Source organism: Pedobacter ginsengisoli (assembly GCF_002736205.1).
Lineage (GTDB): Bacteria > Bacteroidota > Bacteroidia > Sphingobacteriales > Sphingobacteriaceae > Pedobacter > Pedobacter ginsengisoli_A.
Window position 1 is genome coordinate 1,854,819 of sequence record NZ_CP024091.1, and the last position, 16,604, is coordinate 1,871,422.

Annotated in this window: 15 protein-coding genes; 6 read left to right on the forward strand and 9 right to left on the reverse strand. The window is 36.3% G+C overall.

Translation table 11 applies throughout. The features are described from left to right. The first annotated feature begins 223 nt into the window (after window positions 1–223). Window positions 224–4,735: a glutamate synthase large subunit gene (gene gltB / locus CPT03_RS07640; RefSeq protein ID WP_099438294.1), complete on the forward strand. Its 4,512-nt coding sequence runs from the start codon at window positions 224–226 to the stop codon at window positions 4,733–4,735. A 3-nt stretch (window positions 4,736–4,738) separates the two neighbouring features. Next, window positions 4,739–6,205, forward strand: a complete 1,467-nt coding sequence (locus tag CPT03_RS07645) for a glutamate synthase subunit beta (protein WP_099438295.1) — start codon at window positions 4,739–4,741, stop codon at window positions 6,203–6,205. A gap of 75 nt (window positions 6,206–6,280) precedes the next feature. Here the strand turns inward: CPT03_RS07645 and CPT03_RS07650 are convergent, their stop codons facing one another. The 5 genes from CPT03_RS07650 to CPT03_RS07670 are packed head-to-tail and all read right to left on the reverse strand — an operon-like array spanning window position 6,281 to window position 10,100. Then, window positions 6,281–6,886, reverse strand: coding sequence for a hypothetical protein (locus tag CPT03_RS07650; protein WP_245870001.1), 606 nt, complete (start codon window positions 6,884–6,886; stop codon window positions 6,281–6,283). Next, on the reverse strand, window positions 6,867–7,661 hold the full coding sequence (locus CPT03_RS07655; RefSeq protein ID WP_099438296.1) for a metallophosphoesterase family protein: 795 nt from the start codon (window positions 7,659–7,661) through the stop codon (window positions 6,867–6,869). Before CPT03_RS07655 ends, CPT03_RS07650 begins: the two co-directional genes overlap by 20 nt. Window positions 7,662–7,701: 40 nt before the next feature. Further along, window positions 7,702–8,334 carry a YdeI/OmpD-associated family protein gene (locus tag CPT03_RS07660; RefSeq protein WP_157766377.1) on the reverse strand — a complete coding sequence of 211 codons (633 nt, stop codon included), beginning with the start codon at window positions 8,332–8,334 and terminating at the stop codon, window positions 7,702–7,704. A 44-nt stretch (window positions 8,335–8,378) separates the two neighbouring features. Further along, window positions 8,379–8,909, reverse strand: coding sequence for an RNA methyltransferase (locus tag CPT03_RS07665; protein ID WP_099438298.1), 531 nt, complete (start codon window positions 8,907–8,909; stop codon window positions 8,379–8,381). A gap of 39 nt (window positions 8,910–8,948) precedes the next feature. Next, window positions 8,949–10,100 carry a galactokinase gene (locus CPT03_RS07670; RefSeq protein WP_099438299.1) on the reverse strand — a complete coding sequence of 384 codons (1,152 nt, stop codon included), beginning with the start codon at window positions 10,098–10,100 and terminating at the stop codon, window positions 8,949–8,951. A 154-nt stretch (window positions 10,101–10,254) separates the two neighbouring features. On the opposite strand from CPT03_RS07670, the gene CPT03_RS07675 reads away from it, so the two are divergent. Then, a complete protein-coding gene (locus CPT03_RS07675) occupies window positions 10,255–11,292 on the forward strand; it encodes an aldose epimerase family protein (protein WP_099438300.1) in 1,038 nt (345 codons plus the stop codon). 325 nt (window positions 11,293–11,617) lie between these two features. Here the strand turns inward: CPT03_RS07675 and CPT03_RS07680 are convergent, their stop codons facing one another. From CPT03_RS07680 to CPT03_RS07695, 4 genes are all read right to left on the reverse strand, one after another. After that, window positions 11,618–12,556 carry a sulfite exporter TauE/SafE family protein gene (locus tag CPT03_RS07680; RefSeq protein WP_099438301.1) on the reverse strand — a complete coding sequence of 313 codons (939 nt, stop codon included), beginning with the start codon at window positions 12,554–12,556 and terminating at the stop codon, window positions 11,618–11,620. 82 nt (window positions 12,557–12,638) lie between these two features. Continuing rightward, window positions 12,639–14,006 (reverse strand): MATE family efflux transporter, encoded by a 1,368-nt coding sequence (locus CPT03_RS07685; RefSeq protein WP_099438302.1) that lies wholly within the window; start codon window positions 14,004–14,006, stop codon window positions 12,639–12,641. Window positions 14,007–14,040: 34 nt separating this feature from the next. Further along, window positions 14,041–14,664, reverse strand: coding sequence for a helix-turn-helix domain-containing protein (locus CPT03_RS07690; RefSeq protein ID WP_099438303.1), 624 nt, complete (start codon window positions 14,662–14,664; stop codon window positions 14,041–14,043). A gap of 30 nt (window positions 14,665–14,694) precedes the next feature. Then, window positions 14,695–15,180: a DUF4442 domain-containing protein gene (locus tag CPT03_RS07695; protein ID WP_099438304.1), complete on the reverse strand. Its 486-nt coding sequence runs from the start codon at window positions 15,178–15,180 to the stop codon at window positions 14,695–14,697. 79 nt (window positions 15,181–15,259) lie between these two features. Here CPT03_RS07695 and CPT03_RS07700 point away from each other — a divergent pair, with 79 nt between their 5' ends. The 3 genes from CPT03_RS07700 (at window position 15,260) to CPT03_RS07710 (ending at window position 16,570) form a co-directional block, all read left to right on the forward strand. Next, window positions 15,260–15,565, forward strand: a complete 306-nt coding sequence (locus CPT03_RS07700; protein WP_099438305.1) for a phosphoribosylpyrophosphate synthetase — start codon at window positions 15,260–15,262, stop codon at window positions 15,563–15,565. 72 nt (window positions 15,566–15,637) lie between these two features. Continuing rightward, window positions 15,638–16,234, forward strand: coding sequence for a fasciclin domain-containing protein (locus tag CPT03_RS07705; protein ID WP_099438306.1), 597 nt, complete (start codon window positions 15,638–15,640; stop codon window positions 16,232–16,234). A gap of 141 nt (window positions 16,235–16,375) precedes the next feature. After that, entirely contained in the window at window positions 16,376–16,570 is a 195-nt protein-coding gene (locus CPT03_RS07710) for a coproporphyrinogen III oxidase (protein WP_099438307.1), read from the forward strand. Window positions 16,571–16,604 lie beyond the last annotated feature (34 nt).

Genomic DNA, 16,604 nt, shown 5'->3' on the forward strand with positions numbered 1-16,604 from the left:
CCATTTGTAATTATTTTGTTATGCAAAATAATTCTAAATAACACCATTATTAACATCGTAAATTAAAACGATATAATTTATTAATATCATAATTAAGAACACTATTCGTTGCCAAGAAGTACTTTTTTTCTAAAAAGAATGTAAATATTATAATTCCTTGAATTTTATTCGTATCTTAGTGTCCTAAATACACTATACCAAAACTAATATTTAAACGAGACTTATGGAACCAAAACAAGATAACCAAGGGTTATATGACCAGCGTTTTGAGCACGATGCCTGCGGTATCGGATTTGTTGCCCATATAAAAGGCAGGAAGTCGCAGCAAATTATTTCTGACGCTATAACCATTCTTGAAAATCTTGATCACCGCGGAGCTGTCGGTGCTGAAATCAATACGGGCGATGGGGCTGGTATTATGATACAAATACCCCATGAATTCCTGTATGACGAGTGTCTCAAAATCGGATTCAGCTTAAACGAATCTGGAGATTACGGCGTCGGGATGTTATTCCTACCCAAAGACGTGAAGGCAAGAGAAGAATGTAGGGAAATTATTTACCGCGCTGCAGAAAAACTAGATCTTGAAGTTCTGGGCTTTAGAAGGGTATTGACCAATACAGAAGGTATTGGAGATATGGCCTTATCAGTAGAACCGGAAATGGAACAGGTATTTATTGCCCGTCCTCATGCAATTGCAGCAGGTGCAGATTTTGAACGTAAACTTTACGTATTTAAAAACTACCTGTCTAAAACAATTAATAATACTGTAAAAGGTATTAATGGCGACTTTTATATTGCCTCTTTTTCATCAAGAACAATTGTATATAAAGGTCAGTTAACATCATTGCAGGTTAGAAGCTACTTCACTGAGCTTAGTGACAAACGTGTGGTTTCGGCATTTGGTTTGGTTCACTCACGTTTTGCAACAAACACTTTCCCTTCATGGAGATTGGCGCAGCCTTTCAGGTACATTGCTCATAATGGAGAGATTAATACTTTGCAGGGTAACCTTAACTGGTTTAGGGCAAGTGTTAAATCTTTTGCTTCTTCTTACTTTACTCCTGAAGAATTAAATATTTTACTTCCTGTAATTGATGAGTCTAACTCAGATTCAGGATGTTTAGATAATATAGTAGAATTATTACTTCACTCTGGTCGTTCTTTACCACATGTTCTTATGATGCTTATTCCTGAGGCATGGGATGGTAACGATGATATGGATGAATTGAAACAAGCTTTCTATAAATTCCATGCTACTTTAATGGAGCCTTGGGATGGACCAGCTGCTGTTTCATTTACCGATGGAAACCTTATTGGTGCTACATTAGATAGAAACGGACTTCGTCCGCAAAGATATGCCATCACTGAAGATGACCGTGTAATTATGGCATCTGAGGCTGGTGCACTAGCTCTTGATCAAAGCAAGATCATTGAAAAAGGAAGATTAACTCCTGGAAAAATGTTTGTCGTTGATATGGAGCAGGGCAGGATTATTAGTGATGCCGAGATTAAACAACAAGTGTGCGGCAGCAAGCCTTATGGCGACTGGATTAATAAATACCAAATCAGACTGGAAGAACTTCCTGATCCGAGATTGGTGTTTAGCAACCTATCTCAGGAGTCTATTTTTAGATATCAGCAAGTTTTTGGTTATAGCAGAGAAGATATCGATCTGATTTTAAAACCAATGGCTCAGGACGGCAAAGAGCCAATTGGCTCAATGGGTACTGATATTCCTTTGGCAATTCTTTCTCAAAAACCTCAGCATTTAGCTTCATACTTTAAGCAATTATTTGCTCAGGTTACTAACCCGCCAATTGACCCGATCAGGGAAAAAGTGGTGATGAGTTTGGCTGGTTTTATGGGTAATAATGGTAATATATTGGAAGAAAATGCAATGCAATGTCATTGTGTAGGCATTAAGCATCCTATATTAACTAACCTTGAACTTGAGAAATTAAGAAGTATTGATACCGGAGTATTCCAATCTAAAACTCTTCAAACTTATTTCAGAGCTGACGGTAAGCCTGGTGCTTTAGCCAAAGGTATTGACAGACTTTGTCGCTATGCTGTTGATGCAGTTGAAGATGGTTTCCAGGTAATTATTCTGTCTGACAGGGCTCTGGATTCTGAGCATGCTGCTATTCCTTCATTATTAGCTGTTTCAGCCGTTCATCATCACTTGATCCGTAAAGGATATAGAGGTGCTGTTGGTATTGTTGTTGAGGCTGGCGATGTTTGGGAAGTTCACCATTTTGCAACCTTAATTGGTTTTGGTGCAACGGCAGTAAATCCTTACCTGGCTTTAGAAACTATTGCCGGTTTTGAAACTGAACTTCAAGAGAAAAAAGAAAAACTATTCCAAAATTATATCTACGCGGTTAACAATGGTTTGTTAAAGATATTCTCTAAAATGGGTATCTCTACATTACAATCATACCATGGTGCTCAAATATTCGAAATTCTGGGATTAAATAAAAGTGTAGTAGACAATTACTTTACCGGAGCTGTTTCTAGAATCGGTGGATTAGGTTTAGACGAAATAGCTAAAGAAACGTTGATTAAACACAACAGGATCTTTAAACTAGCTAACCGTCCGGATGCAATATTACCTACAGGCGGTAACTACAAATGGAAACGTAAAGGTGAGCAGCATTTGTTTAACCCTCAAACCATCCACTTGTTGCAAAACGCCACAAGGAAAAATGACTACAATACTTATAAACAATACTCTAAACTGGTAAACGAGCAAACAAACCAGGCTTATACAATAAGAGGTTTATTTGAATTCAATTACAATCGTCCGGCTATTTCATTAGAGGAAGTTGAACCAGTTGAAAACATCTTTAAAAGATTTGCTACCGGAGCAATGTCTTTCGGTTCTATCTCTCACGAAGCTCACTCTACATTAGCTATTGCAATGAACCGTATAGGTGGAAAAAGCAATACCGGTGAGGGTGGTGAAGATGAGTTGAGATACGAAGTGCTTGAAAATGGTGATTCGATGCGCTCTGCTATTAAGCAAATTGCTTCTGCACGTTTTGGAGTAACTAGTTACTACCTTACTAATGCTGATGAGCTGCAAATAAAAATGGCACAAGGTGCAAAACCTGGTGAAGGTGGTCAGTTACCTGGACACAAAGTAGATGACTGGATTGCAAAGGTTCGTCACGCTACTCCAGGGGTAGGATTGATCTCGCCTCCGCCACACCACGATATTTATTCTATCGAGGATTTGGCACAGTTAATATTCGATTTAAAGAATGCTAACAGAGAAGCAAGAATTAACGTAAAACTGGTTTCTAAAGCTGGTGTTGGTACTATTGCTGCCGGTGTAGCTAAAGCGCACGCTGATGTAATTCTGGTTTCAGGATTTGACGGAGGAACAGGAGCTTCTCCATTAACATCAATACAACATGCCGGCTTACCATGGGAACTTGGATTAGCAGAAGCACACCAAACTCTTGTTAAAAACCGCCTGCGTAGCAGAGTTGTTTTACAAACAGATGGACAGCTAAAAACGGGTAGGGATATTGCAATTGCAACTTTACTTGGAGCTGAAGAATGGGGTGTTGCAACTGCAGCCCTTGTAACTGCAGGATGTATTATGATGCGTAAATGCCATTTAAATACTTGTCCTGTTGGTGTAGCTACTCAAGATCCTAACTTAAGAAAACTATTTACAGGTGAGGCTGATCATGTGGTTAACCTATTCTATTTCCTTGCTCAGGAGTTAAGGGAAACAATGGCTGAACTTGGTTTCAGAAGTGTTGAAGAAATGGTTGGTCAATCTGATGCTTTAAAAGTTCGTGCTATAGATCAGGAAGATTGGAAACAAAAAGACCTTGACCTTTCTGCCATATTATATAAAGCACCGGATAATGGATTGAGTTTATATAAAACAGAAGATCAGGATCATGGATTATCAGAAATTCTGGATCATGATTTAATCAAAGCTGCACAACCTGCTTTATTTAACAAAGAGCCAATATATAAAGAGTTCGAAGTTAAAAATACCAACCGTTCAATTGGTACTATGCTTTCAAACGAAGTTTCGAAAATATACAAATCGCAAGGTTTACCTGCTGATACCATCAATTTCAAATTTAAAGGTTCTGCTGGTCAGAGTTTCGGAGGATTTGCAACTAAAGGTATCTCGTTACATCTTGAAGGTGAGGCTAATGATTATGTAGGTAAAGGACTTTCTGGAGCGAGATTATCAATTTTCCCTTTCAGTGCTACCAAATATGTACCTGAGCAGAATATTATTATTGGTAACGTAGCCCTTTACGGTGCAACTTCCGGTGAGTTGTTTGTAAGAGGACAGGCAGGTGAAAGATTTGCTGTACGTAACTCTGGTGCAACTGCAGTTGTTGAAGGACTTGGAGATCATGGTTGTGAATATATGACAGGAGGTGAAGTACTTGTTATTGGAGATACAGGCAGCAACTTTGCTGCAGGTATGAGCGGCGGTATTGCATGGATTTACAATGTTAAAGGTGATTTTGCTAGTAAATGTAACAAGGAGATGGTAGATCTTGATCCGCTTGATGAGCAAGATGAATTGCGCATTAACCATTTATTAAAGAAACATCTTCAGCTTACCGAAAGTAGTGTAGCTAAATTCTTACTGGATGACTGGGCTACCCAATCTGCACATTTTATAAAGGTATTCCCTAAAGAATACAAAGCAGTATTAATGAACAAAAGTAACAAATTGAAAATATCTTAAATAATGGGAAAAGTAACTGGATTTTTAGAATACGAAAGAACTGCTCCTTTAAAAGAAGATGCAAAAGAGCGTTTAAAACACTATAATGAATTTGTAAAGAATTTTGAACTGGAAGAAGTAAACAAAGAAGCAGCCAGATGTATGGATTGTGGAGTTCCCTTCTGTCAGTCAGGTTGTCCTTTAGGCAACGTGATTCCTGAATTTAACGAAGCTGTTTACAAAGGCGACTGGCACCTGGCCAGCACTATATTATTGAGTACGAACAACTTCCCTGAATTTACCGGAAGGATTTGCCCTGCACCGTGTGAGTCAGCTTGTGTATTGGGGATTAATAAATCGCCGGTATCAATTGAGGAAATTGAGAAACACATTATTGAAATTGCCTTTGATAAAGGTTATATTAAAGCAGAGGAGCCACTAATCCGCACCGGTAAAAAGGTTGCCGTTATTGGTTCAGGACCTGCAGGTTTGGCTGCTGCTGCTCAATTGAACAGAGCCGGACATGAGGTGGTTGTTTACGAACGTGACGATACTCCGGGTGGTTTGCTTAACTACGGTATTCCTGATTTTAAACTACAAAAGGATGTTGTAACAAGACGCATCGCTTTAATGGAAAAAGAAGGTATTGTATTTAAATGCAACTCAAACGTAGGTGTAAATATTGAATTGAATACCTTACTTAGAGATTTCCAATCAATTATTTTAGCTGGTGGATCAACAATTCCAAGAGATCTTCCTGCAAAAGGAAGAGAAGCGAAAGGTGTTCACTTTGCAATGGATTTCTTAAAACAACAAAATAAGCGCGTTAAAAACTTTGCTATTGATGGTGAAGCTATATTGGCAACAGGTAAAGATGTTATTGTAATTGGTGGTGGTGATACGGGATCTGATTGTATTGGTACTTCTAACCGTCAGGGTGCAAAATCGGTAACTCAGTTTGAGATTATGCCAATGCCTTCGCAGCATCGTACCAGCAATATGCCTTGGCCAACTTACCCAATGCTTTTAAAAGTAACTTCTTCTCATGAAGAAGGATGCGAAAGAGGATGGGGAGTTAACACCAAAGAATTCATCAAAGATGAAAACGGAAATCTGAAAGCTGTAAAAGTAGTTGATGTAGAATGGGAAATTGACGCTAACGGTCGCCCGGTAAATTTCAAAGAAAAAGCAGATACTGAACGTGATCTTCCGTGCCAGCTTGTTCTTTTGGCAATGGGTTTCCTACATCCGCAAAAAGAAGGTTTAATTGAAAATCTTGGCGTTGAGCTTGATAACAGAGGAAATGTAAAAGCTGAGGAAGGTAAATATCAAACCAACATTGCGAAGATTTTTGCCGCAGGTGATATGCGCCGTGGACAATCATTAGTTGTTTGGGCAATTTCTGAAGGAAGAGAGGCTGCCAGAAAAGTAGATCAGTACTTAATGGGACACAGCAGTTTACCATCTAAAGATGGTATTCCATACGCTTAAGTTTCTATAATTATTATAACAGCAAAAGGGTCTGACAAATTTGTCAGACCCTTTTGCTGTTTATTGCATTCTGTTCTAAAACTTAACGCGTATACCAACCCCTAACTGAAAAATATCAGTTATAGTTAGAGCAGAAGTATTTTGAAGGTAATTGATCAGATAAAAATCGTTGGTATTGGCCTCTATATATAGGCCGATAGCTTTAACACCAATATTTTTCACAAGTTTCTTTGCATCTAATTCAATTTCGCTGCTAAATGCAAGATGTGGACGCAGTGCTTCTGACCAGTAATAATAGTCGTGGGCATACTGTCCACTTGGAAATTTGAAAGATAAATCCTTATGAAAAGTATAAGTAACAAATACTGCAGGATTAAAAGGATAAACTTTTCCCCAATCTTTTAATTTAATAGTCCAGGGCTTATAACCAAATTTAGCAGTAGCTATATGTAGAACCCCACCTTTATTACCAGGAACAAATCCATAAAGCAAATCTAAATTACCCTTTTTATTGCCAAACAGTTCATAACCTACACCTCCGCTAAAATAACCTATGCTGCCTGCATATTGTACAATTGCCTGATCTGGAATTAAAAATTTGAAATTTTGCGCTGAGACTTTAACACTACTTGCAACCAACAGTAAAAAAACGAAACGGAACTTAAAAATATACTCTCTCAAAACTTATTTTATTATTTATAATTTGTACTACTAAAAATTCCTTATTTGCCATTGCACTTGTAATGACATAGGGGATACCTGAATTATCTGGATAATAGAGCTGATAATTATGGGTATGTGCATTAAGTGATGCCAGAAAACCAGGAGTTTGGGCAAATGTGGCGGTGTAATCCTTTATTAATTTACCATCAAAATCTTCTGAATTAACCGGAACATGAGAAATGCCTACAAAACCTTTAATCTGAGGTGATGGTTTCAATTCATTTTTTAACCAGGGAATGTTAGGTATCTGACCGTTAAAATTGTACTCCCGACTATTGCTATCATGACAAACAAATTTTATACCTCCATAAACAAATGAATAATTGAGTTCGCCAAACATATGTAAGAATGTTTCTTTTCCGCGGGCTGTTTCATCATGATTTCCTATAACTGCAACATAGGGAGGATTAAGATCTTCGAGGGTTCTAGAAATCCAAAGCATTTCTTTTAAAACTCCAAATTCAGTAATGTCGCCGGCCAGAACTACAAAATCAATACCTTTAATGGCATTTACAGCTTTACAAAACTGTACAGTTTCGTCTCTGGATTTCTGGCTATCTCCGGTTAAAACAAAAGTTACGGTATCATCATCCGCACCATTACCCAACCTTTTTAGATTGGTGGCATTGACATCTTTTAAAGAAATTTTATCGAAAGTTTGATTTGGACTAAACTCGAAATGGTTGCAACTAGCAAAGGCAGCACAAAGTAGAAATAGTAAAAATATTCGCATGTCACAAATTAAGGGGATATGCAAATATTGAATGTCAGGACTATTTCATAGTTGGATTCTTTTTACCAACCAGTAACATTTCGACAGTTTTTTGCAATCTGGTTATTCTTGTTTGTTCTTGTTTAGCTGTGAGTATCCATAACACATATTCCTTTTTATGGGAATAGGCCAGGGTATTGAAAAAAGACTCTGCTTGTGGGTGTTGAAGAAATAGCTTTGCCAAATCTGATGGCACAGTTACCTTTTTATTCTCAACATCAATAAATTCAGAGAATTCATTTTTTTTAATTTCATTATTTCCAACTCCTGACGCTTTTACCTGATCAATTGGCTTAATTCTTAAACCTGTCCAGGTATCATCAATTGCTGCAGAAGCGCAAGGGGTAAGTTTATATAGCTCTAGTTCTTTCCATTTCTCCATTTTCAGATCTGTAACTATTCCAGAAGTCTTTTTTGGATAGGCAATCCAAACTACTTTTTCAGCATCAATTTTTGGCGCCCATATTTTAAGCTCTCTGTTTAATTCAACGCTGTCTTTTACAAAAAGCAGCAGTCCATTAAAAACATCAGCAATATTATTTACCAGCGTGATGCTGCTGGCATCACCTAAAATTACATTACTGTTTTCAGGAGCATTTGCCAGTAAAACCTTAAAACCAGGTTTAAAATACATTTTTTTTAATAGCCCATTCTCCATATACAAAAACAGATATATTTTTATAGCCTTAATTTAGCAAAGAAATCCCATAGCACAATACCGGCTGAGATTACAATATTAAAAGAATGTTTTGTGCCAAATTGAGGAATTTCGATACATTCATCTATCTGACCCATTACCTCATCACTTACACCATTAACTTCATTACCAAAAATCAAGGCATACTTTTCCGAGAGCCCTGGCTTATATGTATTTAACATTATACTTCCGGCAGCTTGCTCTATTCCAATAACTCGATAACCATCTTTTTTTAATGAAGCGACAGCATCAAGAGTAGTTTCAAAGTGAACCCACTCTACAGATTGTGTAGCACCAAGTGCAGTTTTTTCAATTTCTCTGTGCGGAGGCTGGGCCGTAATTCCGCACAGATATAATTTTTCGATAGCAAAACCATCTGCAGTTCTAAAAACAGAGCCGATATTATGCATACTGCGCACATTATCGAGTACCACAATTACAGGCAGTTTCTCTTGTTCTTTAAATTCATCAATACCAACACGGTTTAGCTCATCTAATTTTAGCTTCTTCATCAAATACCTTTAAATCTTTAGTAAGCCGCAAAATTAAGATTAAATAACAGAAGCTCCGTTGCCAATTTCACTAATATAAATTGAGGCAGGGTAGCCAACACGCTCTACATAATAGTCTGTAAGTTGTTTTGAAAAATCTTCTTCCTTACCTTTTTTAAGTAAGGCAATAGCACAACCTCCAAAACCTGCACCTGTCATACGGGAACCAATAACATACTCATAATCAGAACAAAAATCTACCACTGTATCAAGTTCTACTCCAGTTACCTCGTATAGATCTTTTAGTGATTGGTGAGAAGCATACATCAAGCGTCCGAACTCAGCTAAGTTTCCCTCATTTAATGCCTTTGAAGCTAAATTCACCCTGTCATTTTCTTTAATAACGTGAGTTGCTCTTTTCAAAACAGTTTCATCGGTAATAAGGTGGCTATGTAAGGCAAACTTTTCTGCTGTTAGTTCGCATAAGTTATTAAGCTTAATTTCTTGATTTAATTGAGCTAAGGCTGTCTGACATTCTGATACTCTTTCGTTGTATTTAGATTCAGCTAATTTACGAGGTTTATTGGTATTGATAATAGCCAAAGAATAATCACCAAGATTACAGTCAACTATTTTATATTTTAATGTATCACAGTTTAACACAATTGCTTTATCAGTTTCACCGAAAGCAACAGCAAACTGATCCATGATTCCACAATTAACTCCTATAAATTCATTTTCAACCTTCTGAGCTAATAGTGGTAACTCAATTTTTTCGTAACCTAATTTAAAGTAATCATTTAAAGCATAAGCCATTATCACTTCAATAGAAGCAGAAGAAGATAAACCAGAACCTACTGGAATATTGCCAAAAAACAATAAATCTAAACCTGTTGGAATTGTATGTTTCTTTAAAATCTCATTGAAAACACCTAGAGGATAATTAAACCATTCAGGTCCGGTTTTAGTATATGATGGTTTTAGTTCAATTTCTGCAGTTTCTTCAAAATTCAAACTTGTAAATCTGATTACGTTATCGTTATTGGGTGCTATAATTAACCAGGTTCCTAAAGTAACCGCACAAGGCATTACCAAACCACCATTGTAATCTATATGTTCGCCAATTAAGTTTACGCGACCTGGAGTAAAATAATGTGCTGTTGGTTGTTGTTCATACTTTTCAAAGAATTTATTGGTTAATTCCGCTTTCATTGTAATATTTTAAATTAATGTTTTAGTTTTATAAAGTATTTTTTAGCATTGTTTAGAAAATGAGTGGCTTTAAAAATACCCGGCCCTAAATATACAATTATGAACCGAATCGAGTAAGTTCAGCTCAACATAAAATACATTTTATTATATATAAATGAAGACTAAACTGATAAAGACTGGTAAAATTATTGATGGCAAAGAGATACTTGCCATTGAGTTAACAAATACCAAAGGAACCTACGTTAAAATATACAATTATGGGGCTATAATAAGTAAATTTATAGTAACCAATAAAAATGGCGAAAAACAGGATATCGTATTGGGATTTGAGGATTTTGACCAATATACAAGCGAAGAATATTTAGCAAATTATCCTTATTTGGGAGCCGTAATTGGCAGATACGCCAATCGTATAAAAAATGGAAGATTTACAATTGACGGAGAGATATATCAATTGTCGCAAGCCAGGGGAGGAGATTGTTTACATGGTGGCGATATAGGCTATGACAAGAGAGTATGGGACGTTTTATCTACTATAGATCCAAGCGCAACACTTCAATATGTAAGTCCGGATGGCGAAGAAAACTTCCCTGGAAATCTTACTATTCAATTAACTTTTAAATTAACAGATGAGGATGAATTGATTCTTGATTTTAAGGCAACGACTGATAAAGCGACCGCTATTAATTTAACACATCATGGGTATTTTAATCTTAACCCAGCTGGTGGCTCAATTGCTAAACATCACCACAGAATGCCCGCCAGCTATTACCTTGAACAGGATGAGAACTATGTAGTAACAGGAAAACTTATTCCGGTAGAAGGAACTCATCATGATTTTTTAGGTGGTAAAGAATTTGGGAGAGACTGGGATCCGGAAGAGGGATATGATCAGACCTATGTACTTGATAAAGAATATGGTGAGCTTACGTTAGCTTCTGAAACAACAGAAGAGACCGGAGGCTTAAAATTATCTGTTTATTCAACTGAACCGATTGCCCATATTTATACAGCTAAATACCTTAATGTAAAACATGGGAAAGAGGGAAGAAATTATGAACCATATGGAGCTTTTTGTGTTGAAACACAGCATCATCCGAATGGGATAAATATCCCTGAATTTCCAAGTACAGTATTGAGACCTGGTGAAACTTATACTCAAACTACTATTTATAAAGTAGAACATGCATAAATATCACTCCAGAAAGTTTTTAAAAAAAAGTGCATTGATAATTATCAATGCACTTCATGTTTTAAGTACTACATACTGCTTTTTTTCGCATGAAGTACACTTATACCTTTTAAGCGGAACCCAAAAAAGTATAGCTTTTACAAGTGGCTGCCTGGGAATTCGATAATCCAATGGTTTTGAGCATCTGCGGCAATGGTATCTTTCTATTCCAGCTGAATTCTGTTCCATTATTAAACTAATTTAACATTCATTTGGAGCGTTTATTTAACTCTGTAAAATTAAATAATAGTTTTACAGGATATATTAAGATACTAATGTTGTTAGGTTAAGTTAACTTATCTATAAACATCCAAATTATACGTACGCTTGATATAATTACTATAATACCAACCCCTATAAACATTTTTTTAATTGGAAGTTTGCCTACTAAACGAGCGGCTAAAGGCGCAGCTACAACTCCACCTAAAATTAATCCTAATATTGATTGCCAGTGACTTACTCCAAGAATAAAAAAGAATGTAACAGCACTTGCCATTGTTACAAAAAATTCTGTTAAGCTTACTGACCCGATTACGTATTTAGGTGTACGGCCTTTTGAAATAAGGGTAGAGGTAACCAGGGGACCCCAACCACCACCTCCGAATGAATCAAGAAAACCTCCGGCTCCGGCTAACCACCCTGCACGCTTTACCTTTTGAGGCTTCTGTTTTTCTTTAAAGGCATTAGTTAATATTCTTATTCCCAATAACAACGTGTAAATAGAAATTACAGGCCTTATCCATACTGAAAACTCTTCGCCAGCATATCCCAATAATAGTGCTCCCGCAATTGCCCCCAATACCCCAGGGATCAATAATGTTTTAAAGAGTTTTTTATTTACATTACCAAAACGATAATGACTAAAACCCGATGCCCCACTAGAGAACATTTCGGCTGTATGGATACTACCTGAAATAACTGCAGGATTTAAACCACCTGACAGCAGTAGGGTAGTAGAAATTACTCCGTAACCCATTCCTAAAGCTCCATCAACCAGTTGAGCCATAAAACCAACAAGAAGCATCCATAAGAACTTATCGTCGAGTTGTGAGTATAAATCCTGACCAAATGCCACAGCATCCTGATAAGTGAAATTTGTATAGATTGCTATACCAATAAATAGGATAGCTAATATAAAGAGGCATATATAAGCTATGCGCTTCCATTTTTTCTCTTGCAATTTATTAGTAACGGCTATTCTGATCTGGTTTTCGCGTATACTCATTATAACATTAAATCTATCGAATTAGTAGACAATATTACCTCAACTTAATGAATAAACAAAATTTTTTACGATATTATTTCTCTTAGCCGCTGATTGTGGATAGCAAGACCCTTGTTTTGGTTTGAAATCTAATAAACAGTAGGATAGAGGCAGTAAGCAATCCAAATGTTAAGCCATACCAAATACCATTAACACCCATTTCCAGTTTTATCCCCAGAAAGTAACCCAAAGGAATACCAATTATCCAATAAGCAATAAAGGTAATAACGGTCGGAATATTCACATCTCCGATACCTCTTAAAACTCCTAAACCCACAACCTGTGTACCATCAAATAACTGAAAAAAACCAGCAATAATAAGTAACTGAGCAGCAATACTAATTACAGCATTATCTTCTGTATAAAGGAAGGGAAGCAGGTTATTTGCCAAAACAAAAAACAAGGCAGTAATTGTCATAAACAATATTATTACATGGTAACTTGCAATTGCCGATTGTCTGAGATCTTTAAAGTTATTTTTTCCAAAGTTATTGCCTGTTTTGATGGTAGCTGCAGAAGCAATTCCACTGGCCATCATATAGGTAATAGAAGCGAGGTTTATAGCTACCTGATGTGCCGCTTGTTCAATAGCTCCAATGGTTCCTATAAGTATAGCAGCACCACTAAATGCGCTAATTTCAAAAGAATATTGCAATGCAACCGGAGCCCCGATCTTCACAATTTTAAATGCCCTTACTTTATCAAAAAAGCTAATTTTAAATTGCTTAACATACACCTTAAAAACAGGAGATCGCATAACATATATAGACATTACAATGGCCATAACTGTACGATCTATTAAGGTACTTAAACCAACACCTTTTACCCCCATAGGAGTTATTCCAAACATCCCCTTAACAAAAACAACACCCAAAACTATATTAATTACATTGCCCCATATGGACACAAACATAGCTTGTTTTGTAAAGCCTAAACCTTCTGCAAATTGTTTGAAAGTTTGAAATATCATTAACGGGATAATAGAAAAACCAAGCAATCCAAGATATGGTTTTGCATACGCAACTACCTCAGGTGCCTGGCCAATATGATCTATAACCAATAAAGTCCCTAAATGAACAAACCCATAAAGGAGTAAAGAAATGAAGAAATTTATAATTAAACTGTTGGAAAGCAGCTTACCACATTCATCGTAATTTTTACGTCCATTTTCCTGGGCTATTAAAGGGGTTAACCCATAAGCCAATCCCATACCTAAAACAAGGATGAGCATAAACAAACTGTTTACTAACGATACAGCCGCCAGTTGAATTGTACCTGCAAAATGACCAACAATAACACTATCTGCAAGATGTGCAAGTGTATGCCCCAGCTGAGAAACTACTATGGGCAATGCCAATCGTAAATTATCAGAATAATAAGGTTTGTACTTTGAGTATAAGGTATTCAACATTTTGCAAAAGTCGGCTATTTTGTTGTCAGGTAAGTTATACTGTTGTAAAAAACTCCTCCTTTTCTGATGTGTTGGGTTTTATAACACCACTTATAATTAAGCTTACCAATATTTTTTGGGCCTGCCTGTAAGAACTGCGTGTAAGTTTACTGAATTGTTTCAGAGTTATACGGCCTTCCTGACTAAGATGTTCAAACAGTTTCTTTTCCTGCTCAGTGTAAGTAATCAGATTTGCTTCAGATTTGCTACTTTTTTTGATCACGTCAACAATGATCTTACTGGCTAAAATGCTTTTATCATTAACCCTATAATAAACCCACCATTTTTTATTTTCATCTAGCGCATAATGAGGCTTAGTATCACTTTCTGCAATTTTAACTACCAAAACAAGCTTATCATCAACATAAATTTCTTCAAATTCAGGTTCTATTGCCGGTTTACAAAACTGGTGTGCAGACTTGGTGATCATATACCGCTCCTCATCTTCAGATTTTACACCTTTAATACTACCATCATCAGCTACACCAATAAGTAATTGTCCGCCTTTGTTATTAGCAAATGCGACCAGACTTTTCGCAATCTTTTCATTGTTTGTAATTGTCTTTTTGAAATCGAGTGTAGTTCCTTCGCCCTGCAAAATTAGTTTCCTGATATTCATTTGTATATGTTATTAAGCGAATGGTAATATTTAATAAGCTATTCTTGGTTGCTCTCCCTGATGAAGGTTACGAACATAGACTTCGTTTAGAACTGTTGCACATATTTCGCCCTCGGCATTGGTTATTTCCATTGGATAAGCTTTTACAAATTTCCCCGAAGTATTTAAAGCTTCAATTGCATCGTTTAGCATATCATCTGTAACGGATATAGTAAAATATAAATTGCCCCTTCCCGGTTTTAGATATTGTATTGAAGCGCTTTTCAACCAAACCCTTACTTTAAATCCTTGTCTTTGAAGTAGCTGATCAAAAAGTAAAGCGTAAAATGGATCGGTTGCTGCATATATTGTGCCGCCAAATATAGAACCATTATAATTTTTGTTGAAAATGCTTTTATTAATCTTTACATCGACACCTCTAAATCCTTTATGAAATTTTTTCACCCATATACGCTGAAACAGCATGGGAGGGTATAAACACAAGCCCCATTTGAGGGTTTTCTCTGATACAACCATGATGCTTAAATATCAGAAAGTTTATTGAACTATGAAATTTTATATAGCAAGTTAAAGTAAATTTTTAGTAAATTAGGATATGTATATATATGATACCCTAACAGCTGCAGTATCTGACCTTGAAAAACGAGGTTATGAATACGATTTTACCCTTAGCGCCGATTTTATTGAATGCAAATCAATTGATATAAAATTGATGCCAGAAGAGTTTGAGATTGATGAATTCTACAGATTTGAAGGAATGACAGATCCGGATGACAGTGCTGTAATTTACGCCATATCATCGCCGGTTGGCAATTTAAGAGGGGTATTAATTGATGCTTATGGGGTATATGCCGAAAATGTTTCTCCTGAATTACTTGATAAATTAAAAATGCATCATTAAAATCTGCTTTGTTGTTATTCTCGTTTATATGTTAAATAAAACGAAAATCTTAAAACAACAAAACTAAATTTTATGAAAAAGCAATTTTTAAATTTAACCGCAGGTATTGCATTACTGGCTATGGTTACTGCTTGTAACTCTTCTAAAACTACCGACACAACAAATGATAGTTCAATAATGGATACATCAGCTGCAGACACAGCTATGGCGACTGTTGAAAGTGGTGTTAAGGTTGGCGGTGCAATGATGGTTCCTTCTAAAAATATTGTAGAAAATGCTCTGGGATCAAGCGACCATACTACTTTGGTTGCAGCGGTAAAGGCAGCCGGATTAGTTGAAACATTAAGTGGAACAGGGCCATTTACTGTATTTGCACCTACAAATGAGGCATTTGCTAAATTACCTGCCGGTGCGGTTGATAATTTATTGAAACCAGCGATGAAAAAGGACCTAACCAGTGTGTTAACATATCATGTGGTTGCTGGAAGCTATAAATCGTCTGATTTAAAAAATGGAATGGAACTTACAACTGTTCAGGGTCAGAAAATTAAGTTAACTGAAAAAGACGGCACATGGTGGGTAAATGATGCTAAAATTACTATTCCTGATGTAATTTCAAGCAATGGCGTAACCTACGTAATAGATGGTGTTTTAATGCCAAAGAAATAAATAATAGTTAATTTTTTAAAGGCTTTCCTGTGAAAACGGGAAGGCCTTTTTTGCGTTATAATCAAGCCTTTATAAATTTTTTAAAACTTTTATGGGCTCGCCTTGTTCATTGTTCAATACATATAACTTAAAAACAACCCTATGAAAAAGTTAATTTTAAGTCTTGCTTTTGCGGGCTCTATAATAATAGCCACTTCAGCATGCAATTCAACAAAGAATGTATCGGGTACTAATGACAGTACAGCGGTAGATACAACAATAAAATCTGTAGATACCAGTAAAACTATGCCGACCGATACCACCAAATTACCACCTGATACAACTGTAAAACCTTAGTAATAGCAGCTCTTTTGAGATAAGAGCAGAAAAT

Excerpts from the sequence above, each read along its gene's own strand:
- gltB (WP_099438294.1), top strand. The coding sequence starts at position 224 with ATGGAACCAAAACAAGATAACCAAGGGTTATATGACCAGCGTTTTGAG.
- CPT03_RS07645 (WP_099438295.1), top strand. The coding sequence starts at position 4,739 with ATGGGAAAAGTAACTGGATTTTTAGAATACGAAAGAACTGCTCCTTTA.
- CPT03_RS07655 (WP_099438296.1), bottom strand. The coding sequence starts at position 7,661 with ATGCGAATATTTTTACTATTTCTACTTTGTGCTGCCTTTGCTAGTTGC.
- CPT03_RS07660 (WP_157766377.1), bottom strand. The coding sequence starts at position 8,334 with ATGTATTTTAAACCTGGTTTTAAGGTTTTACTGGCAAATGCTCCTGAA.
- CPT03_RS07665 (WP_099438298.1), bottom strand. The coding sequence starts at position 8,909 with ATGAAGAAGCTAAAATTAGATGAGCTAAACCGTGTTGGTATTGATGAA.
- CPT03_RS07670 (WP_099438299.1), bottom strand. The coding sequence starts at position 10,100 with ATGAAAGCGGAATTAACCAATAAATTCTTTGAAAAGTATGAACAACAA.
- CPT03_RS07675 (WP_099438300.1), top strand. The coding sequence starts at position 10,255 with ATGAAGACTAAACTGATAAAGACTGGTAAAATTATTGATGGCAAAGAG.
- CPT03_RS07680 (WP_099438301.1), bottom strand. The coding sequence starts at position 12,556 with ATGAGTATACGCGAAAACCAGATCAGAATAGCCGTTACTAATAAATTG.
- CPT03_RS07685 (WP_099438302.1), bottom strand. The coding sequence starts at position 14,006 with ATGTTGAATACCTTATACTCAAAGTACAAACCTTATTATTCTGATAAT.
- CPT03_RS07690 (WP_099438303.1), bottom strand. The coding sequence starts at position 14,664 with ATGAATATCAGGAAACTAATTTTGCAGGGCGAAGGAACTACACTCGAT.
- CPT03_RS07695 (WP_099438304.1), bottom strand. The coding sequence starts at position 15,180 with ATGGTTGTATCAGAGAAAACCCTCAAATGGGGCTTGTGTTTATACCCT.
- CPT03_RS07700 (WP_099438305.1), top strand. The coding sequence starts at position 15,260 with ATGTATATATATGATACCCTAACAGCTGCAGTATCTGACCTTGAAAAA.
- CPT03_RS07705 (WP_099438306.1), top strand. The coding sequence starts at position 15,638 with ATGAAAAAGCAATTTTTAAATTTAACCGCAGGTATTGCATTACTGGCT.
- CPT03_RS07710 (WP_099438307.1), top strand. The coding sequence starts at position 16,376 with ATGAAAAAGTTAATTTTAAGTCTTGCTTTTGCGGGCTCTATAATAATA.